12 protein-coding genes and 1 tRNA gene are annotated in these 19536 nt (G+C 25.7%); 4 read left to right on the top strand and 9 right to left on the bottom strand.

What is annotated here, in order from left to right; genetic code table 11:
* Window positions 1–4 precede the first annotated feature (4 nt).
* The 4 genes from cysG to cysJ form a co-directional block, all read right to left on the bottom strand.
* Window positions 5–1423, bottom strand: coding sequence for a siroheme synthase CysG (cysG, locus tag FD726_RS02325; RefSeq protein ID WP_159989987.1), 1419 nt, complete (start codon window positions 1421–1423; stop codon window positions 5–7).
* A gap of 246 nt (window positions 1424–1669) precedes the next feature.
* A complete protein-coding gene (cysH, locus tag FD726_RS02320; RefSeq protein WP_159989986.1) occupies window positions 1670–2413 on the bottom strand; it encodes a phosphoadenosine phosphosulfate reductase in 744 nt (247 codons plus the stop codon).
* Window positions 2414–2418: 5 nt separating this feature from the next.
* A complete protein-coding gene (gene cysI, locus FD726_RS02315) occupies window positions 2419–4134 on the bottom strand; it encodes an assimilatory sulfite reductase (NADPH) hemoprotein subunit (RefSeq protein WP_159989985.1) in 1716 nt (571 codons plus the stop codon).
* On the bottom strand, window positions 4134–5927 hold the full coding sequence (cysJ, locus tag FD726_RS02310) for an NADPH-dependent assimilatory sulfite reductase flavoprotein subunit (protein ID WP_159989984.1): 1794 nt from the start codon (window positions 5925–5927) through the stop codon (window positions 4134–4136). The genes cysI and cysJ overlap by 1 nt, the downstream gene beginning before the upstream one ends.
* 228 nt (window positions 5928–6155) lie before the next feature.
* Between cysJ and queD the strand changes: the two genes are divergently transcribed.
* A complete protein-coding gene (gene queD, locus FD726_RS02305) occupies window positions 6156–6518 on the top strand; it encodes a 6-carboxytetrahydropterin synthase QueD (RefSeq protein ID WP_159989983.1) in 363 nt (120 codons plus the stop codon).
* An 80-nt stretch (window positions 6519–6598) separates the two neighbouring features.
* On the opposite strand, the gene queE is transcribed toward queD, so the two are convergent.
* Genes queE through FD726_RS02290 form a run of 3 tightly spaced genes read right to left on the bottom strand, consistent with a single transcriptional unit; the run spans window position 6599 to window position 10238 of the window.
* Complete coding sequence (gene queE, locus FD726_RS02300) at window positions 6599–7270, bottom strand: 7-carboxy-7-deazaguanine synthase QueE (protein WP_159989982.1); 672 nt, start codon at window positions 7268–7270, stop codon at window positions 6599–6601.
* Window positions 7271–7281: 11 nt separating this feature from the next.
* A complete protein-coding gene (eno, locus tag FD726_RS02295) occupies window positions 7282–8559 on the bottom strand; it encodes a phosphopyruvate hydratase (RefSeq protein WP_159989981.1) in 1278 nt (425 codons plus the stop codon).
* A 56-nt stretch (window positions 8560–8615) separates the two neighbouring features.
* The gene (locus FD726_RS02290) at window positions 8616–10238 is read right to left on the bottom strand and encodes a CTP synthase (protein WP_159989980.1); all 1623 of its coding nucleotides are present in this window, start codon (window positions 10236–10238) and stop codon (window positions 8616–8618) included.
* 310 nt (window positions 10239–10548) lie between these two features.
* Here FD726_RS02290 and queF point away from each other — a divergent pair, with 310 nt between their 5' ends.
* From queF to argA, 3 genes are all read left to right on the top strand, one after another.
* A complete protein-coding gene (gene queF, locus FD726_RS02285; RefSeq protein ID WP_159989979.1) occupies window positions 10549–11388 on the top strand; it encodes an NADPH-dependent 7-cyano-7-deazaguanine reductase QueF in 840 nt (279 codons plus the stop codon).
* 208 nt (window positions 11389–11596) lie between these two features.
* A tRNA-Met gene (locus FD726_RS02280) sits at window positions 11597–11673 on the top strand.
* A gap of 245 nt (window positions 11674–11918) precedes the next feature.
* The gene (gene argA / locus FD726_RS02275) at window positions 11919–13250 is read left to right on the top strand and encodes an amino-acid N-acetyltransferase (protein WP_159989978.1); all 1332 of its coding nucleotides are present in this window, start codon (window positions 11919–11921) and stop codon (window positions 13248–13250) included.
* A 232-nt stretch (window positions 13251–13482) separates the two neighbouring features.
* Here argA and recB read toward each other — a convergent pair whose 3' ends face one another.
* On the bottom strand, window positions 13483–16047 hold the full coding sequence (gene recB, locus FD726_RS02270; protein WP_159989977.1) for an exodeoxyribonuclease V subunit beta: 2565 nt from the start codon (window positions 16045–16047) through the stop codon (window positions 13483–13485).
* Between the two features lie 107 nt (window positions 16048–16154).
* Window positions 16155–19523 (bottom strand): exodeoxyribonuclease V subunit gamma, encoded by a 3369-nt coding sequence (recC, locus tag FD726_RS02265; protein ID WP_159989976.1) that lies wholly within the window; start codon window positions 19521–19523, stop codon window positions 16155–16157.
* Between the last annotated feature and the right edge of the window lie 13 nt (window positions 19524–19536).

Below are 19536 nucleotides of genomic sequence, written 5' to 3'. Positions count from 1 at the left end.
TGCCTCATGATAAGTTAATAATACAAGAAGATTTAGGAGGTTTATATTTAACTTTGTCATTAAACCATGAAAGTTTATTATGAAGATTAACGATATCTCCTATTACTATTATTGCAGGAGTAGATACTGAGGCTGCTAAAGATCCTAATTGCTCTAATGTTCCAATTAATACTTTTTGATCTTGTAGTGTTCCTTTACTAATAACTGCTACTGGAGTAGATTTAGTGCAACCTTTATAAATTAATAGATTACTAATCTTGGTTGCTGTTATGATTCCCATATAAATAACTAATGTTTGACCTTTAAGTATAAGAGCAACACAATTATTAAGATTATTTTCTAAATGATAATGACCTGTAATAAAAGTAACGCTTTGAGAATAATTACGATGAGTTAGTGGAATACCAGCATATGTAGTAGCACCTGTTGCTGCTGTTATTCCAGGAACAACTTGAAATGGAATACCAGCTTCTTTTGCGGCTAGAATTTCTTCACCTCCTCTTCCAAAAATAAATGGATCTCCACCTTTTAGTCGTACTACGTATTTTCCCTGTAATGCTAATTTGACTAAAATTGCATTAATTTCTTTTTGTGAAAATAAATGAGATCCAATTTTTTTACCAACAAAAATAAAATCAGCATCTTTACGTACTAGCTCTAATACTTCTTTACTGACTAAATTATCATATAATACTACATCTGCTAACTGCATTACTTGTAAAGCTCGTAGAGTCAACAAACCACTATCTCCAGGTCCGGCACCTACTAAAAAAATTTCACCTGTATAGTTTGATTGATTATTTAATGAATGATTTAAAATTAGTTTTACTTCTTTTGAATTGCTTTTTAATATTTGATTAACTAAAGGTCCATTAAATATTCTTTCCCAAAAACGACGTCTGTCGGATAAAGAAAAAAATTTTTTTTTAACTTTATTACGCCATTTGCCAGCTATTATAGCAATTTCATTTATATTTTTTGGTAATAATGCTTCTAATTTTTCTTTTAATACTCTAACTAATATAGGGGATGTTGCACTAGAAGATATGGCTAATATTATAGGGAAGCGGTTTATAATAGAAGGAAATATAAAATTACAATTTAGTTTATCATCTACTACATTAACTAATTTATATCTGATATTTGCTTCTAAATATATATTCTTATTAAGAACAGTATCATTTGTTGCTGCTATTACTAAAAATACACTATCTATCTGTATAGGATCAAATTTGGTAGATATCCATTCAATATGATATATTTCCATAAGTTCCTTTATTTCATTACAGATGTTACTTGCAACAATTTTAATGTAAGCACCGGCACGATGTAGTTGATCAATTTTTCTTTTAGCTATAATGCCTCCACCAATAACTAGAACTGGACGGCTATGCAAATTAACAAATATGGGTAAATAATTCACTTTAACATTAACCATAATGACATATTATTTTTTAACTTGAATTATACCTCTGGGTATTTATTACAATTAAATGATGAATTATTATGAGTAGTTACTGAATAGAATAAATATTTGATTGAAAGCTATCTTAAAATACTATATTAAAAATATATAAATTACTTTTTATAATTATAAATATAAAATCAATTAAATTATTTAGATTAAGAAATAAAATAAAATTAAAATTATAATCCTTATTATAAACAATTAATTTTCATGAATTCCACATTCACGTTTTATACCAAAAAAACGAGTATCTTCTTCTTTCATGCCTGGTTTCCAAATGCTAGTAGTATGAATATCTCCTAAAGATAAGTAGCCTTTATCCCATAAAGGATGGTATTTTAAGTTATGTTTTTTCAAATATTTATAAATTTTATGATTATCCCAATCTATAATAGGTAATATCTTAAAAATATTACGTTGCATTGTTAATACCGATAAATTAGACCTACTGATAGCTTGAGTACGACGTAAACCAGCAAACCAACTCTTTATATTTAGAGATTGAAAAGCAAAGTTGATAGGATCTATTTTATTTATTTGGTTATATTTATTGATTCCTTTTATGCCTTGTTGCCATAATTTTCCATAGCGTGCTTCTTGCCATGCAGGAGAAATTTTAGGGCGAAAAACACATAAATTTAGACTAAATTGATTAACTAATTCATCAATAAATCTATAAGTTTCTGGAAACAAATATCCAGTATCTATTAAAATTACTGGAATATCGGGCTTTAAACTTGTCACTAAATGTAAACAAACAGAAGCTTGAATGCCAAAACTAGAAGATAAAGTATGAGCACTAGGTAAATTTTCTAAAGCCCAAGAAATTCTATCTTCTGCTGAATAAGATTCCAACTGAACATTTATTTCAAGTAATATTTTTTCTTGTTCTGATTTTGATATTGTTTCAAAAATTGAAAAATCTGAAAAATTTAATGCAATCATATCTTTTATTCCCAAAAATCTCTAGCTGGATCTAAAACTGGTTTTATTATTCCAGCTCTTATTACAAAATCACCAAAATCTTCATCATTATAACTTTCTTTTGACCAATGTTTTATCAATTCGGAAATGTGAGAAATAATCTCAATTTCATTGATATTTTCACGATACATTCGAGCAATTCTTGTGCCTATTCTGTTACCTCCTATATGTAAGTTATAACGTCCAATACCTTTACCTATTAAACCAATTTCAGCTAACATAGCTCTACCACAACCATTAGGACAACCTGTAACTCTTAATATTATGTATTTTTCTCCTATACCATTAGATTGCATTATCTTTTCTATTTTTGTGATGAAGTTTGGCAAAAAACGTTCAGCTTCTGCCATAGCCAACGGACAAGTAGGGAAAGAAACACAAGCCATAGAATTTTTTCTTTGTGCTGATATGTTATTTATTAAACCATATTTAAGTGCAATGGATTCAATATTTGTTTTTTTATTTTCTTCAACTCCAGATATAATTAAATTTTGATTAGCTGTGATACGAAAATATCCTCGATGAAATTTTGCTATTTCAGCTATTCCTTTCTTTAAATGATATTTCGGATAATCTATTATACGTCCATTTTCAATAAATAATGTTAAATGCCATTTTTTATCTATACCTTTAATCCATCCAATACGATCACCTCTAGTATTTAATTGATAAGGAATACTGGGTTGTAATTTAATACCGGATCTTAATTCTATTTCTTTTTTAAAAATTTCAATACCTACACGTTCTAATGTATACTTGGTTTTAGCATTTTTACGATTGGTACGATTACCCCAATCTCGTTGTATAGTAATTACCGCAGTAGCAACATCTAGTATTTTTTCAATTGAGAAGAAACCAAAATCAGTAGCTGTACGAGGATAAGTTTTTTTATTGCAATGTTCTATAGACAAACCTCCTCCTATTAATAAATTAAAACCGATTAATTCTCCATTTTTTACAATAGATATAAAATTAAGATCATTTGCATGTAAATCAACATCATTATGAGGAGGAATCACAATTGTAGTTTTAAATTTGCGTGGTAGATAAGTTTTACCCAATATAGGTTCTATATCTGTATTTATATTTATATTTTTATCTAACCAAATTTCTTCATATGCTTTTGTACGCGGTAAAAAATGATCAGAAAGTCTTTTTGCTAAGTTATAAACTTTTTGATGTAGCGTTGATTCAAGAGGGTTAGAAGTACATAGTACATTACGATTAACATCATTAGCAGTAGCCAATGAATCTAGACCTATTTTATGTAACATTTTGTGAGTGGATTTGATATTCTTCTTAAGAATACCATGAAATTGAAATGTTTGACGATTTGTTAAACGAATACTACCGTAAGTGGTTTTATTACTAGCAAAATTATCAATATTCAGCCATTGTTCTGTTGTAATAACACCTCCTGGTAATCTACAGCGTAACATTACAGAATATAATGGTTCTAATTTTTGTCGCATGCGTTCAATTCTAATATCTCTATTATCTTGCTGATACATACCATGAAAACGAATCAGTAAAAAATTATCTCCAGTAAAACCACCGGTAATTTCATTTTCAAGATCTTGAATAATAGTACCACGCAAGTAGTTACTTTGTTCTTTTACACGTTCTGCATCTTCTAATTGTCCTTTGACAACTAAAACATTGGTTTGATATTTTTCATTCATTAGTAAACATCTCTTTTATACCGTTGTTTAACACGTAACTCGTTTAGGAAATATTCAGCTTTTTCAACTTCCATATGACCTTGTTTAGAAAAAACTTCTATTAGAGCTTTTTCAACATCTTTTGCCATACCGTTAGCATCTCCGCAAACATAAATATATGCTCCTTCATTAATCCAATTCCATATATCCTTTCCATTATTACGAATTTTATCTTGTACATAAATTTTTTCAGATTGGTCACGTGACCATGCTAAACTTATCTTATTAATAACACCTTTTTTTACATATTCTTGCAATTCAAGTTGATATAAAAAATCTTCTGTAAAACAATGATTACCAAAAAATAGCCAATTTTTACCAGAAGCATTATCATATTCACGCTGTTGCATAAATGATCTAAAAGGAGCAATACCAGTACCAGTACAAATCATAATTATTGGCATTGTTTTATCTGTCGGTAAACGAAAAATATCATTTTTCTCTATAAATAAACTTATTTGATCTCCTTCTATACAATTAGCTAACCAAGTGGATGCTCCTCCACCTCTACAATAATTTTCAATACTAAAATTAACTATACTAACTGTAATATGTATTTCATCTTCAACTTCATCTTGTGATGAAGATATAGAATATAATCTAGGTGTTAAAGGACGCAATAAACTAATTAATTGTTCTGGCAATAAATTAATTGGATTCAAACGAATCATATCAACGATAGGATAAAAATTTGCATATTCCTTTAATTTACTCTTATCATGTGATATGGAAAGTAAATTTTCATTTTTTGATAGTGCAGCATATTTTTTTACTATACTATTGCTGTTTTTTGTTAGTTCGAAATTATGTTTTAAAGCATCTTTAATTAATACAATATCATTTTTAATTTTAATTGGTTCATTACCTTGTAAACCGACTAAATGTAATATTTCACTAATTAGATTATTATTATTTTTATACCATACTCCAATTGCATCACCTGGATAATACAATATATCAGAATTACTTATATCAATTTCAATATGACGTATATCTTTCTCTGAATTTCTACCAGTTATCTTTTGATTTATCAAACAATTAGCATTAAACGGATTTTGTTTATTGTAATGATTTATAAAACCTTTATTATCGTTTTTTGTAAGTTGTTCCAGTGATGATTTGTTAGTTATATGACTATTAAGTTTTTTTATTATTGAGTCACACCAAATTTGCATTTGATCTTCATAGTCAATATCAGCATCAACTCTATTTATTAATCTTTTTGCGCCTAATTCAGATAGTCTATTATCGAAATCTTTCCCAGCTTTGCTAAAAAATTCATATGATGAATCTCCTAAACCAAATACTGCAAATGAAGTGTTATTCATTTTCAGAGCTCTTTTTGACATTAAATATTTATACAGAGATATAGATTCTTCTGGAGGTTCACCTTCCCCTTGAGTAGATATTATTATTAGTAGTATTTTCTCTTGATGTATTTTTTTAAATTTATAGTTGCTAGCATTAATTAAGTTAGTAGATAATTTAGCTAGTTTAAGTTTTTCATTAAACCACTGAGCTAAACGTCTAGCATTACCTGTTTGTGATGCAGATAAAATTGTTATTTTAGGTATTTCTTTTTTTATAGATATATTTTTTTTTGTAGATATATTTTTGTCAGCTACACCATAAAGGTATCCTGAAATCCATAATAATTGATCGTCTGATAAATCTTTTATAATAGAATGCAACTTATCTACTTGTTCCAAATTAATTGGAATTTTAAGATCAGAAAATCTTTCATAATTGTTCATCTAATTAATAGTGCCACTATTTGGTAATTTTATTTGTAAATTTGATATTTTGAAGTTAAAATTAGCAAATTATAATTTAATAATTAAATAAACCTTAAATATATTAAATAACTAAATAGACAATAAAATAAAATATTTATTGTTAATGTTTGCTTCAAAAAATAGAAGTTTTTATATATAATCTATTAAAAATTTAATTAAAAAACAAAATGAATATAAATACTATATATGCCGATGATATTATTCAAAAAATTTAAATTTGAAGCTGCACATTTCTTGCCCTATGTAAAAACTAACCACAAATGTAGTAAGGTGCATGGACATTCATTTCTAGTAACATTAGAAATCACCGGAGAAATAAACCCAAAAACTGGGTGGTTAATAGATTTTTCTGAAGTAACTGAAATATTTAAACCAATTTATGATCGGTTGGATCATAGTTATCTTAATGAAATTCCGGGATTAGAAAATCCTACTAGTGAAATTTTAGCACAATGGATTTGGAATCAACTAAGACCTAATTTGCCTTTTTTAAGTGCAGTAACGATTCAAGAAACATGTACCTGTGGATGCACATATAGAGGAAAATAATATGAAATATTATTGTTAATAACATATAAAAAACATTGAAATTATAGTTTTTGTAGGCAATATATTATTTATAATTAAAATTATTTAATACTTAAGTACTTATGTGTTTGAATAGATAAATGCCAATTATGAGATATGCAATTTTTTATACAAATATCAGTTGCAATTTGACTACAACTAACAGGTTGTAAGGAAATAATACGTTTTTTATTATCGTTAACTTGTAGTAAAATTGAATCTAATAAATTAATATCATTTTCATTTTCTACTAAATATTTTATTTCATCTGATCTGAATAAAGGTTGTGATAATATCGGATAATCTTTATTTACATTGATCTTTGGTGAAACAGTTACCCATGTTTTCTCAGAACAGTAAATTTTATAAGTACCACTTGTTTCTAATTGACAAAAAAAACCGGCTTTTTCTAAGGCAAAAGTCAACGGACGAAGATCATATATTGACGGTTCACCACCAGTAATTACTATATGATTTATATTCCATTTTTGTCGTTCAATTATCTTTACTATAAATGTAGAACTTAAATAACACCAAATATTATTTTCTGTTTTTTTAGATAAAATATCTTCTAATAAACCAATTCTACTTTTTAATTTTTTCCAGGTATATTTAGTGTCGCACCAACTGCAATTTACTGGACATCCCTGAAAACGAATAAAAATAGCCGGAATACCAGTATATAATCCTTCACCCTGTATAGTATGAAATATTTCATTAATTGGATAAATCATCTTAAATACATTTACTTAAAATAATTAAAAGTTATTTTATGACTAAGATTGTCTTCTATACGAAGTAATTGGTTATACTTAGCTACACGTTCTGAACGACTTAATGATCCTGTTTTAATTTGACCTGCTGCAGTACCTACTGCTAAATCAGCTATTGTAGTATCCTCTGTTTCTCCAGAACGATGAGATATTATTGTTTTATAATTAGCATTTTTTGCCATTTTAATGGCCGCCAAGGTTTCTGTTAGTGAACCAATTTGATTGTATTTTATTAATATGGAATTAGCAATTCCTTGATCTATGCCTTTTTTAAGAATTTTAGTATTAGTTACAAATAAATCATCACCAACTAATTGTATTGTTTTTCCTAAAATTTTAGTTTGATAAGCAAATCCATCCCAATCAGATTCATCTAAACCATCTTCTATTGAAGTAATTGGATATTTTTCAGTTAGTTCTCTTAAAAAATCAGTAAATTTTTCTGAGGTAAATGTTTTATTTTCTCCTTTTAAATGGTATAAATTTCTTCTATAAAATTCAGAGGCAGCACAATCTATAGCTAAAGTGATATCGGTACCTAATTCATAACCAGTCATTATTATAGCTTCAATTATAATGTCTAAAGCTTCGGTATTAGATTTTAAATTTGGTGCATATCCTCCTTCATCTCCTACATTTGTACTCATTTCATTATTTCTAAGTACTATAGATAAATTATGAAATATTTCTGCACTCATACGAATAGCTTCTTTAATATTTTTTGCACCAATAGGTTGAATCATGAATTCTTGTATATCAACATTATTATCTGAATGTTTTCCTCCATTAATTATATTGATCATAGGTAGAGGCATAGAATATGTTTTAGGTGTACCATGTAATTCAGCGATATGTTCATAGAGCAATAGATTTTTTGAAACAGCAGCAGCTTTAGCATTAGCCAATGAAACAGCTAAAATAGAATTTGCACCAAGATTAGATTTATTTTCAGTACCGTCTAAAGTAATCATGATATTATCAATATTTTCTTGATCTCTAGCATCTTTATTTTTTATTGACTGGCTTATAATATCATTAATTACATTAGTAGCTTTAATAACACCTTTTCCTGAAAATCTACATGGATCTCCATCACGTAATTCTATTGCTTCCCTTGATCCTGTAGAAGCACCTGATGGTACAGAAGCTATACCCACTGAACCATTTTCTAAATGAACTTCTGCTTCTATAGTTGGATATCCACGTGAATCTATAATTTCGCGACCTATTGTTTTTATAATTTTAGACATTATTATTCCTTAATATTATATAGAAATTCCATAGTTTTAAAAAATAAAAATATTTCCTACCTGTTTTGGTATTTATATGCAGCCTTAATAAAATCAATAAAAAGTGGATGACCATAACGTGGATTAGATTGAAATTCCGGATGAAATTGACAAGCTATAAACCAAGGATGATCTGGTATTTCTATAATTTCAATGGATTTATTATTTTTAGAACGTCCAGTAACTTTTAAACCTAGATATTGGGTATTTTCCCAAATTAAATTGTTTACTTCGTAACGATGTCTATGTCTTTCAAAAATTTTATCAGTGTTATATATTTGTCTTACTTTACTATCATTTATTAACTTACATTTTATACTTCCCAATCTCATATTACCTATTAATTTATTTGGTTTAATACCAATTATATTATTTTTTTTATTTTTGTCTTTTACTAAAAAAATTAGAGGATTTTTACAGTTAGGCATAAATTCTGTAGAATTAGCTTCTTCTATTCCTATAACATTACGAGCAAATTCTAATATCGCTAATTGCATACCTAAACAGATACCTAAATAAGGAATTCTATTTTCTCTAGCATATTTTATGCCCATTAGTTTACCATCGATACCACGGGAACCGAAACCTCCAGGTATTAAAATTCCATCTACTTCTTGCAATAATTTTACACCATATAATTCAACTTTTTGAGAATCAATTAATTTTATATTAATAGCAATGCGATTTTTTAAGCCACCATGTTTTAGAGCTTCAATCACTGATTTATAAGCATCTGGTAGAGTAACATATTTACCTATTACTCCAATATTCACTTTACCTATAGGGTTAGATTCTTCATAGATTACTCTATCCCATTTTGATAAATTTGCTGCGGGTGCTGTTAATTTAAAAAAATTACAGATATAGTTATCTAAACCTTGACTTTTTATCATTCCTGGTATTTTATATACAGAATCAACATCTTCTAAAGAGATAATCGCTTGTTTTGGTACATTACAAAACAAAGAAATTTTGTTACGTTCACTTTCAGGAATAGCACGGCTAGAACGACATATTATAACATTTGGCTGTATTCCAATAGAAAGCAGTTCTTTTACAGATCGTTGTGTAGGCTTAGTTTTTAACTCATTAGCTGTAGATATATAAGGAACTAAAGTTAAATGTATGTAAATAATGTGTTCACTACCCATATCTACTGACATCTGACGGATGGCTTCTAAAAACGGCAAAGATTCTATATCGCCTACTGTTCCACCGATTTCTACTAAAACAATATCATATCCTTTTCCTCCATAAATAATTTTTTCTTTAATAATATTTGTTATATGTGGAATAACTTGAATAGTAGATCCTAGGTAATCACCCTGGCGTTCTTTATATAATACTTCTGAATATATTTGACCAGTAGTAAAATTATTTTTACCTGACATTTTTGTATTAATAAAACGTTCATAATGTCCTAAATCTAGATCAGTTTCTGCTCCATCTTCAGTGACAAAGACTTCACCGTGTTGATTAGGATTCATAGTACCGGAATCTACATTTATATAAGGATCTAATTTAATTATAGTTACATGAAAATTACGAGCTTCTAAAACAGCTGCAAGAGAAGCTGTAGTAATACCTTTACCTAAAGACGAGATAACTCCGCCGGTTATAAAAATATAATTCTGTTTCATAGTGAATTCTAAATGTTAAATTAAAAATGTAATAACCAAGACGGATTAATATTATATATTAAATATTTTATACTAACAATTGATTATTATTTTAATATTTTTATATAAAAACAGTATATATAAAAAATAGATATAATTAATAATTTAAGTTATATTAGTTACAATGTATATTATTTTGTATTATACAGTAATGATGTGTATTTTCATGAAATTCCACCCATATGAATGATATATTTTACGCAACATTATATTGCTCAATTTCATAATATTAAAAAAATACAACTAATACATGTAATTGTCGGAAATAATTATGTCTATATATAAAAAAAATATATCAAATAATATCTTGTTAAGAAACAATATTATTAAAAAAAATTATGGCAGTGACATTTTAAAATCAATACCACGTAGTTTACATCGCAAAAATATTGGCTGGTGTTCCAAAACTATCCCGTTTTTTGGAAATGATATTTGGACCCTATATGAATTATCTTGGTTAAATAATAAGGGATTACCTCAGATAAGTATAGGAAAAATAATATTTAATGCTAATAGCAAAAATTTAATAGAATCTAAAAGTCTAAAATTATATATGCATAGTTTTAATCAAAACAAATTTAATAGCTGGAGTGATATACGTGAAATTTTAGAACGTGATTTAAGCATTTGTACTGAAAGTAAAGTTTGCGTATCATTATTTCGTTTAAATGAAATTAAAGTACAATCCATAAATCATTTTAGTGGTTATTGTATTGATGAACAGGACATAGAAATTGACGACTATTATGTAAATCCAAATTACTTATCAAACTCAACAAGCAATAAAATAGTTACGGAAACTTTGATTAGTCATTTATTTAAATCTAATTGTCCTATTACTAATCATCCAGATTGGGGTTCAATTATGATTAGTTATACAGGATCAAGTATTAACTATGAATTACTTCTTCGTTATTTAATTTCATTTCGTAATCAAAATGAATTTCATGAACATTGTGTTGAAAGAATATTTAATGATATATTGTGTTTCTGTCATCCTGAAAAACTAACAGTATATGCAAGGTATACTCGTCGAGGAGGTATAGATATAAATCCTTGGCGTAGTAATGTGCCTTTCTCTCCTGTTTGTTTACGTTTAGTACGTCAATAAAAAGTATATTTATAAAAATTTAATTTTAATATATTATCAGATATATAATTAATACAAAAAATAGTTTTAATTGTATTGAAATGTTATTTTTATAATTATATAATAGTTACAGTATTTTATTTATAATTAATTTTAACAAAAATTTTGTTAAAAAATTAAAATTTGCAATAAAATTCAATATTAAGTATACTTAACATATATTATATATAGCGGGGTGGAGCAGTTTGGTAGCTCGTCGGGCTCATAACCCGAAGGTCGTTGGTTCAAATCCAGCCCCCGCAACCACAGATAATACAATTATTATATTATTTATTAGCATGTATCTATATAGAATAATCAAATGGTATATAAGCTATATTATTCCATGATTATAATATGCTAGTTTTAAATGAATGATATCAAAAATTAGCATAAAAATAATACTACAAATCACCTTTTCACTTAATCTGATAAGATTAGTTCTTTTTATTTCTTTAAAATAATCAATAATATTTATGCATAAACATATATTAATTTAGTAAAGGTCATATGTGAAAAAAAGTAGCAATGAATTAATTCGCAGCTTCCGCCATATAGTACCATATATTAATGCTCATAGAGGAAAAATATTTGTAATCATGCTAAGTGGTGAAGCTATTGCAACCAATAACTTTTATAATATTATTAATGATATAGGTTTAATACATAGCTTAGGAATTCGGTTGGTACTAGTATACGGAGCACGTCCGCAAATAGATGAATGTATGTCAATTAATAAAATAAAATCAACATATTATAAATATAATCGTATTACCAATAAAAAAACACTTGAAATAGTAAAACAAACAGCAGGTCGTCTTCAACTTGATATTACTTCTCTTTTGTCTATGTCATTAAGCAATACTCCACTACAAGGAGCTAATATTAATGTTGTTAGTGGTAATTTCATTACTGCTCAACCATTAGGTATAGATGATGGGGTGGATTATTGTCATAGTGGTAAAATACGTCGTATTGATGAAAAAGCAATTAACTATCAGCTAGATAATCACACTATTGTATTATTAGGACCAGTAGCAGTTTCCGTAACTGGAGAAAGCTTCAATTTAAATTCCGAAGAAATTGCTACATACTTAGCTATTAAACTGAAAGCAGAAAAAATGATTGGATTTTGTTCTGAACAAGGAGTTATAAGTAACACCGGAAAAATAATTTCTGAATTGCTTCCAAAAAAAGCAGAATATTATATAAATATTATGCAAAAAACTAAAAATTATCATTTATCAGATACTGTACGTTTTCTACAAGGATCCGTTACAGCATGTAGAAATGGAGTGTATCGTTGTCACTTAATTAGTTATAAAGAAGATGGCGCTTTACTACAAGAACTATTTTCACGTGATGGTATAGGCACACAAATAGTTATGGAATCATCTGAACAGATAAAAAGAGCAACAATTAATGATATTGGTGGAATATTAGAATTAATTCATCCTTTAGAACAGCAAGGTATTTTAATTAGGAGATCCCGAGAGCAATTAGAAATAGAAATAGATAAATTTACAATAATTACTAGAGATAATTTAACTATTGCTTGTGTAGCGTTATATCCTTTTATTGAAGATAAAATAGGTGAAATGGCTTGTTTAGCTGTTCATCCTGACTACCGTAATTCATCTCGTGGTGAAATATTATTACAAAAGATACTATTACAAGCTCGTCAAATAGGATTAAAAAAAATTTTTGTTTTAACAACTAGAAGTATTCATTGGTTTCAAGAACGTGGTTTTAGACCAGCAGGTATTGAATTTTTACCTAAAATAAAAAAAGAAATTTACAATTATAAAAGACGTTCTAGAATCCTTATTACTGATTTAAATTAAAAAATATATGCTTTGTATTATAATATATCTTATTAAAAAATAAATACATTATGAAATTAAAAAATTTTTATAGCTGTAATCTTATGTTTTATATTATCAAATAATAATAAAATTAATGTATGTTTTAAAATATCATTTTTTACTTTTTATTTTATAGTGATTAATATATTACTTAAAATTTCATTTTTTATTAAATGCTTTTGTCAGTTTTTAAATAATTATTAAATTTTAATTAAAAATCTATTAATTTAATATCAATAATATTTAACTTATTAATATAATTAATAAATGTTTGTAAATCAACATCTTTATTACAATTTAATAAATAACCTAAAGCACTTTTATATAGGTCGGTTGACTCTTTGTGGATTCCTTTCGTAAAAGTAGAAACACCAATACTACAGTGATAAATAGATCTAGTAACAGCAACATAAAGAAGTCTTATATCCTCACTAATTATACTTTCTATTCGTTCTTTTTGATTAAAATTTTTATTAAAAAAATATAAATTTTTATTATTAGCAGCAAAATTGACTGCAAAAGGTAACCATATTAAGGGATATTGTAATCCTTTCGATTTATGTATAGTAATAATACGGATGGTATTTAAATCTTTTTCCAAACGTATTTGTTGATTGATATCGTGATTATCTGGATTTTTAATTTGGTTTAAAAAAAAATTTAATAATTGGTTTGGACCAGTCGATTTAATATATTCTACTTGCAGTAATTCACATAAATGTACTAAATTAGTTAATTTACATTTAGAATGATCTAAAATCATAATATTATTTGATATTATGGTGCGTATCATGTGTAATAAACCATATTTATGCCACAATAATTTCCACGTAGAAAATTGATTTATCCAAATATTTATTCTTGTATCGTTTGTTGATAATGATTCAATGTAAGCTGATTCTATAAAAAAAATAGAAGTAGCTAACGCAGTACAAATCCATCTCTTTTGTGTAGGATATTGTATTGCTTTTAACAGATAAAATAGTTCTTGCGCTTCTATTGTATTATAAACACTATTAAAATCAGAAAGATAAACAGATGAAATCTTAAACAAATTAAGTGCATTGCTAATTATATTAGCCTCGCGACGATTACGGACTAGAATTGCAATATCACTAGGCTGTAATACATATAATTCATCATTTTTTACTAAGTAAGCTTGTTTTTTATTTGCAGATATGAGCCAATTTTTTACGTTAGATGCACATTGTTTAGCAATATCTTGTTCGAAATTAATTATATTAATTTTATCAACAGGATGGATCCAAAAACGCATAGCAGGATATTTTTTTTTATTAAGAATAAATTTTAATGTTTTATTATGAATGGTAGGTTTCACAGGATTAAAAGAAATTTTATTAGAGATAAACGGTAATTTTTTCTGTGAGAATAAGCAATTAACACTTTCAATCATTTCTGGTGATGAACGCCAGTTTATTTCTAAAGTATAAACATTTTTAATATTATCACGCATATTAAGATATGTGTATATATCAGCACCACGAAAAGCATAAATTGCTTGTTTAGGATCTCCTATTATGATTAATATATTTTTTGGTTGATTTAGATAAATTTTATGAAATATTCGATATTGTTGTGGATCAATATCTTGAAATTCGTCAATTAATAACACTGGAAAATAGTTTCTAATCTTATTTGCTAATAAATCGCCATCTGATTTCTTTAAAGCTTTATCTAAAAAATATAATAAATCATCGAAACTGAGTAATCCGTGTAAATTTTTTTCTTTTTTTAAATCACTACTTATTTTAATAAACGCTTCTTTAATAAAAATATTTCTTAATGATAGATCTAAAGATAAAAAGTTATCTATATGTTCAAATAATATATGTTTAGTAAAAGAACCAATTATATTTTTTTCGATTACAGATTGTCTAAATTTTGTTAATTCTTTAGGTATTTCATAATCATAAGTAATACTATTAGCCCATATTGTTATTTTATCAATCCAATTGTTTAAATTCTTAATGTTATAAATATGTTTGTTAATATTAACGGAATTTATATATATCAACATATCCTTGTAAAACATTTTCCATACGTTTTTTATTGAATTAATATAAGTTAAATTTTCAATATGTTGTAATTCTAAATTATTACTATGGTAATATAAGTCATCAGTACTTTGTATATATTTATTTTTAAATATAGGATATAAAGTAGATAAAAAATCTTCGGCGTTTTTCCATTCATTTATAATAATACGTCCTAAATCTAATGACATTGAACAACATTTATTGTTCCAAAATTTAAAAGTAATCTTCTTTAATAAGTTGTATTCATCATGTATTATTTCATTTTTTAATGATATGTTAAATTCACAGTTAAAAACCTTAAGAACTTTTCTACAAAAACTATGTATAGTATAAATAGTTGCATTAGATATGTTTGATTCTGCACGCAATAATATTTCTATGGCTTTTTGAGTGTCATCAATTTGTTCTAGTAATGATTGATGCATATTATTACAGCTTTTTCCTCGCATACAACTTAGACGTAATTGATGTATATCATCTATTATACGTTTTCGTAATTCATTTGTAGCAACTTCAGTAAAAGTTACTACTAGAATTTCTTCAACAGATAAAGGTCGTCTAGGGCATTCATCTTTATTTTTTAATCCTAATATTAATCTTAAATATAGTAAACTAATAGTGAAAGTTTTACCAGTTCCTGCTGAAGCTTCAATAAGACTACTTCCTTGTAATGGAACTATTATAGGATTTAATATTTTGATATTATCTTGATGATTCATGGATGTTATTTTATATTTCCAGTATTTTTAATAATTTAATCCTATTTATTTTTATTGATTTGTATCAATTACTAGATAGCAAAATATAAAATTTATGATATATTTTGTTACCATATTATGTTTTCATGGATCTGTAAAACCGGTAAATGCCAAATTTCTGAACATTGTTTAATTTTTTTGATCTCTACATTGCTTAAATTACGATATAAACGTTTTACATAAGGATCATCATTATCTCCAGAAATTTTATATTCTCCATTTAAAGAAATTAATAACTTATGATGCGCTTTTGTTATAGAAACATTATCAGTGACTAATTTTTTTGTTTTTTTATCATAGCAATATTTTAACCAAGTGCTACTACTTTTGTTTAATAACAATAAAGGTTTAGTCATTCCAGAAATATAACCAAAAATATAGTTATTTAAAAAATCAATAGCTATATTTTTTTTTATATTATTGAAATACCAATAACTTTTAGACATACCAAATATTTTACTATTCCCATTCCCTCCTGTTGCACAATATATAAGATGTTCTAATAAAAATATAAGGCCATCTTTAATTGTAAGCTTATTTGGACACCAACGTAATAATCCATTATTTTGCACTTGTTTTAATGAACCTGTTAAAGTTATATTGTAAAGTTTTAAATTAATTTTCCATTCTGTCATTTCTTGTAAATTATCAAGAACTTTTATTGCTATTTGTTGCATTTCCTTCTTTTGATCTTGCCAAAATATTTCTGAAAAAATACCTGGAGGGAAGTAATCAAATTTTTTATGGTGATTATAAATATTTTCAATATTTTCATCATTTTTTTCTATTAATGCATTCAATAACTCATTTTTAAGTTGGTAAAGTTTTAACTTATTAAAATAATAGGACTCATTTTTTGATAAATATTGATTTAAAGAAAAAAATACATTTAATCTATTATTAAACCAAGCACGTATTGGATGTTGCCAGAAATATAATAATTGTTTTATATTTAAAAAATCCATTTTAGGTATTTTTAATTCATTAATGAATCTATACTGTGATCTTTCTAGAATTTTTATTGCAGGAAATACCTCATCAATATAATTGACTATCTTAATATTATTGGATATATTACACGGTAATAATAGGTTATAGTCGTGATATTGTAATAAATGTTTTTTAATATTTTCATGACTTTTATCTATTTCAAGATTCTCATCTCCTTTAAGATAAAAATTTTGTCCAATATATTCTAATAGTTCAGTTATTAAATTAGAAGGGTAATATTTTGTGCTTTCCTGTTTAGATCTATCAATATAACTGATATAAAGCTTCATTTTAGAACACATTAAAATATCTAGAAATAAATATTGATCTTCGTCGATAATATGACAATCACCTTTACGTGGTTTTTTATGCATTAAATTTAATTCATTAAAATTTGATTTTCTAGGATAATCGTCTTTATTCATCCCTAGCAAACATATAACTTTGAAAGGAAGAAAACGAGTATAAGTTAATTTACAAAAATTCACTTCTGTTCCATCACAAAAAGAAAAATTATTGTTATTGTTCTGTTTTAACTGATTGAAAAACATATTTTTTAACAATTTAATTGAAATTTCTTTAAAGATAAAATTATTGCTATTTTGTATTAATTGATTCCAATTATGTTCCATGAAGAAAAAAATCGATTTAGATGTATTATCTACATGAAAAAAATCATTAATTAATTGTTTGTATAGAAATAACCAATCTTGTAATAGATAATTTTTTTTAAATATGATAGTCCACTTATTAATTTTAAAAATAATGTTACATAAATTTTTCAATAAAATATCTAACAAATTATTTATTGGTATTTTAGATAATGAAATATATTGTAAATAATTATTTAGGTAATTTAATAAAAATTGTTTAATATGAACTATGATGATTGCTTTATCTTGAATATTTTTATTTAATGATGCAGTTTTAAACTCATTCAATTTTTCGTAAGTGTTAATATTATCAATTAAATTTTGTAATAAAATTAATTGATTTTCATCGACTGAAAAATTTTTTGCTAAAGTGCTTACATCTAATAAGGTTAATATATCTTCAATAACATAATCATTATCAAATAAAGATAATAATTTAAAAAAAACAACAGTTATTGGATTTTTATTTATAATATTATAATCTGATATTTTAACAGATAAAATATTGTTAATACATTTATTGAAAAATATTGATTTTATAAATGGCATATAAGTATCAATATTGGCTACCATTATTATAATATCATTTTCTTTAATATCTAAATTAGAATTCATTAAATATAGTAAATAATTATGTAATATTTGTACTTCATGTTGTATATCATGACAAATATTAATTGAAATTGATCTATCATCAATATCTATTGGTCTTTTTTGGTCATTACATTTTAAATCTTTGCAAGTTAATCCAATTACACTACTATTTTTAAGATTTAAAATATCATTCTGAATACAATGTAATAAATTATCTTCTTTAATATCTATAAAATTATCAATATGATTACTGGGTTCTAATTGGTTAATAAGAAAGAGATTATCACAACCTATTTTTCCCCATGATACTATTAATGGATTATTAATGTGTTGTTCATACATATTATTAAAAAAATCTGACCAATAATTACTAGTTTCAATTTGATCATCATTCATAATGATTTTGTCATTTTTTGATTTTCTTGATAGAAAAATATGATCTTGAATATCTCCCCAATAGTTTCTACAATGGTTTATAAAAAATACATGAATATCAATATAGTTACTCATTGCATGCAAAACTTGTAGATGATAAGGAGAAAAAGATGATATTGCGAAAATAAACAATCGCGATGGCAAAAATTTTTTTATTTTAGAAATTTTGTGTAATTTTTGAATAAAAATATCATAAAAGTTATTTTGTTGAACTTTATATTTTTTTGATTTAATTGCATATACAGATATTAAATCATTCCAAATTGCTGCTTGCCATAATTGTTCATCTCCAAGATAATCAACTAATTTCCCTTTTTCCCAAAGATTAATCCAGTCTGGGCGATATATTATATATTTTTCAAAAATATTTGCTGTAATAACACTCAAGTGGAATAAATTGTCTTCATTACAACAATTATCCAGATAATTACAAAGGAAAGGAAAATAATTTTTTTTTAATATTTTTGACATTCTACATATAATCATAAAAACCATGTTATTTTTATTAGAAAAATTTTTTGTAATTACATGAGGAGATATTTGATCCATAATATCCCAAATGAAACTTATAAATACACTAAATTTAAGATCAGTAGACATATTAAGTTCTAATGCTGTTCCTTTTTTTAACCACTTTATCATGTCTAAGTTTTGTACAAGTATATATTCTGATTTAAAAGTATGATTATTAATTGTAGTATTAATCGTTGAATGTAATAAACTTTTAAGAATATCAAGTTGATTAGAATGATATATGTAAAGCATAAAATCCTTTTTT

It is taken from the genome of Pantoea sp. SoEX (assembly GCF_009829945.1).
Classification (GTDB): Bacteria; Pseudomonadota; Gammaproteobacteria; order Enterobacterales; family Enterobacteriaceae; genus Pantoea_C.
The sequence above is the reverse complement of the archived record's forward strand: the minus strand, read 5'-3'. Positions and strand labels throughout refer to the sequence as shown.

Excerpts from the sequence above, each read along its gene's own strand:
- cysH (WP_159989986.1), bottom strand. The coding sequence starts at position 2,413 with ATGATTGCATTAAATTTTTCAGATTTTTCAATTTTTGAAACAATATCA.
- cysI (WP_159989985.1), bottom strand. The coding sequence starts at position 4,134 with ATGAATGAAAAATATCAAACCAATGTTTTAGTTGTCAAAGGACAATTA.
- cysJ (WP_159989984.1), bottom strand. The coding sequence starts at position 5,927 with ATGAACAATTATGAAAGATTTTCTGATCTTAAAATTCCAATTAATTTG.
- queD (WP_159989983.1), top strand. The coding sequence starts at position 6,156 with ATGCCGATGATATTATTCAAAAAATTTAAATTTGAAGCTGCACATTTC.
- queE (WP_159989982.1), bottom strand. The coding sequence starts at position 7,270 with ATGATTTATCCAATTAATGAAATATTTCATACTATACAGGGTGAAGGA.
- eno (WP_159989981.1), bottom strand. The coding sequence starts at position 8,559 with ATGTCTAAAATTATAAAAACAATAGGTCGCGAAATTATAGATTCACGT.
- FD726_RS02290 (WP_159989980.1), bottom strand. The coding sequence starts at position 10,238 with ATGAAACAGAATTATATTTTTATAACCGGCGGAGTTATCTCGTCTTTA.
- queF (WP_159989979.1), top strand. The coding sequence starts at position 10,549 with ATGTCTATATATAAAAAAAATATATCAAATAATATCTTGTTAAGAAAC.
- recB (WP_159989977.1), bottom strand. The coding sequence starts at position 16,047 with ATGAATCATCAAGATAATATCAAAATATTAAATCCTATAATAGTTCCA.
- recC (WP_159989976.1), bottom strand. The coding sequence starts at position 19,523 with ATGCTTTACATATATCATTCTAATCAACTTGATATTCTTAAAAGTTTA.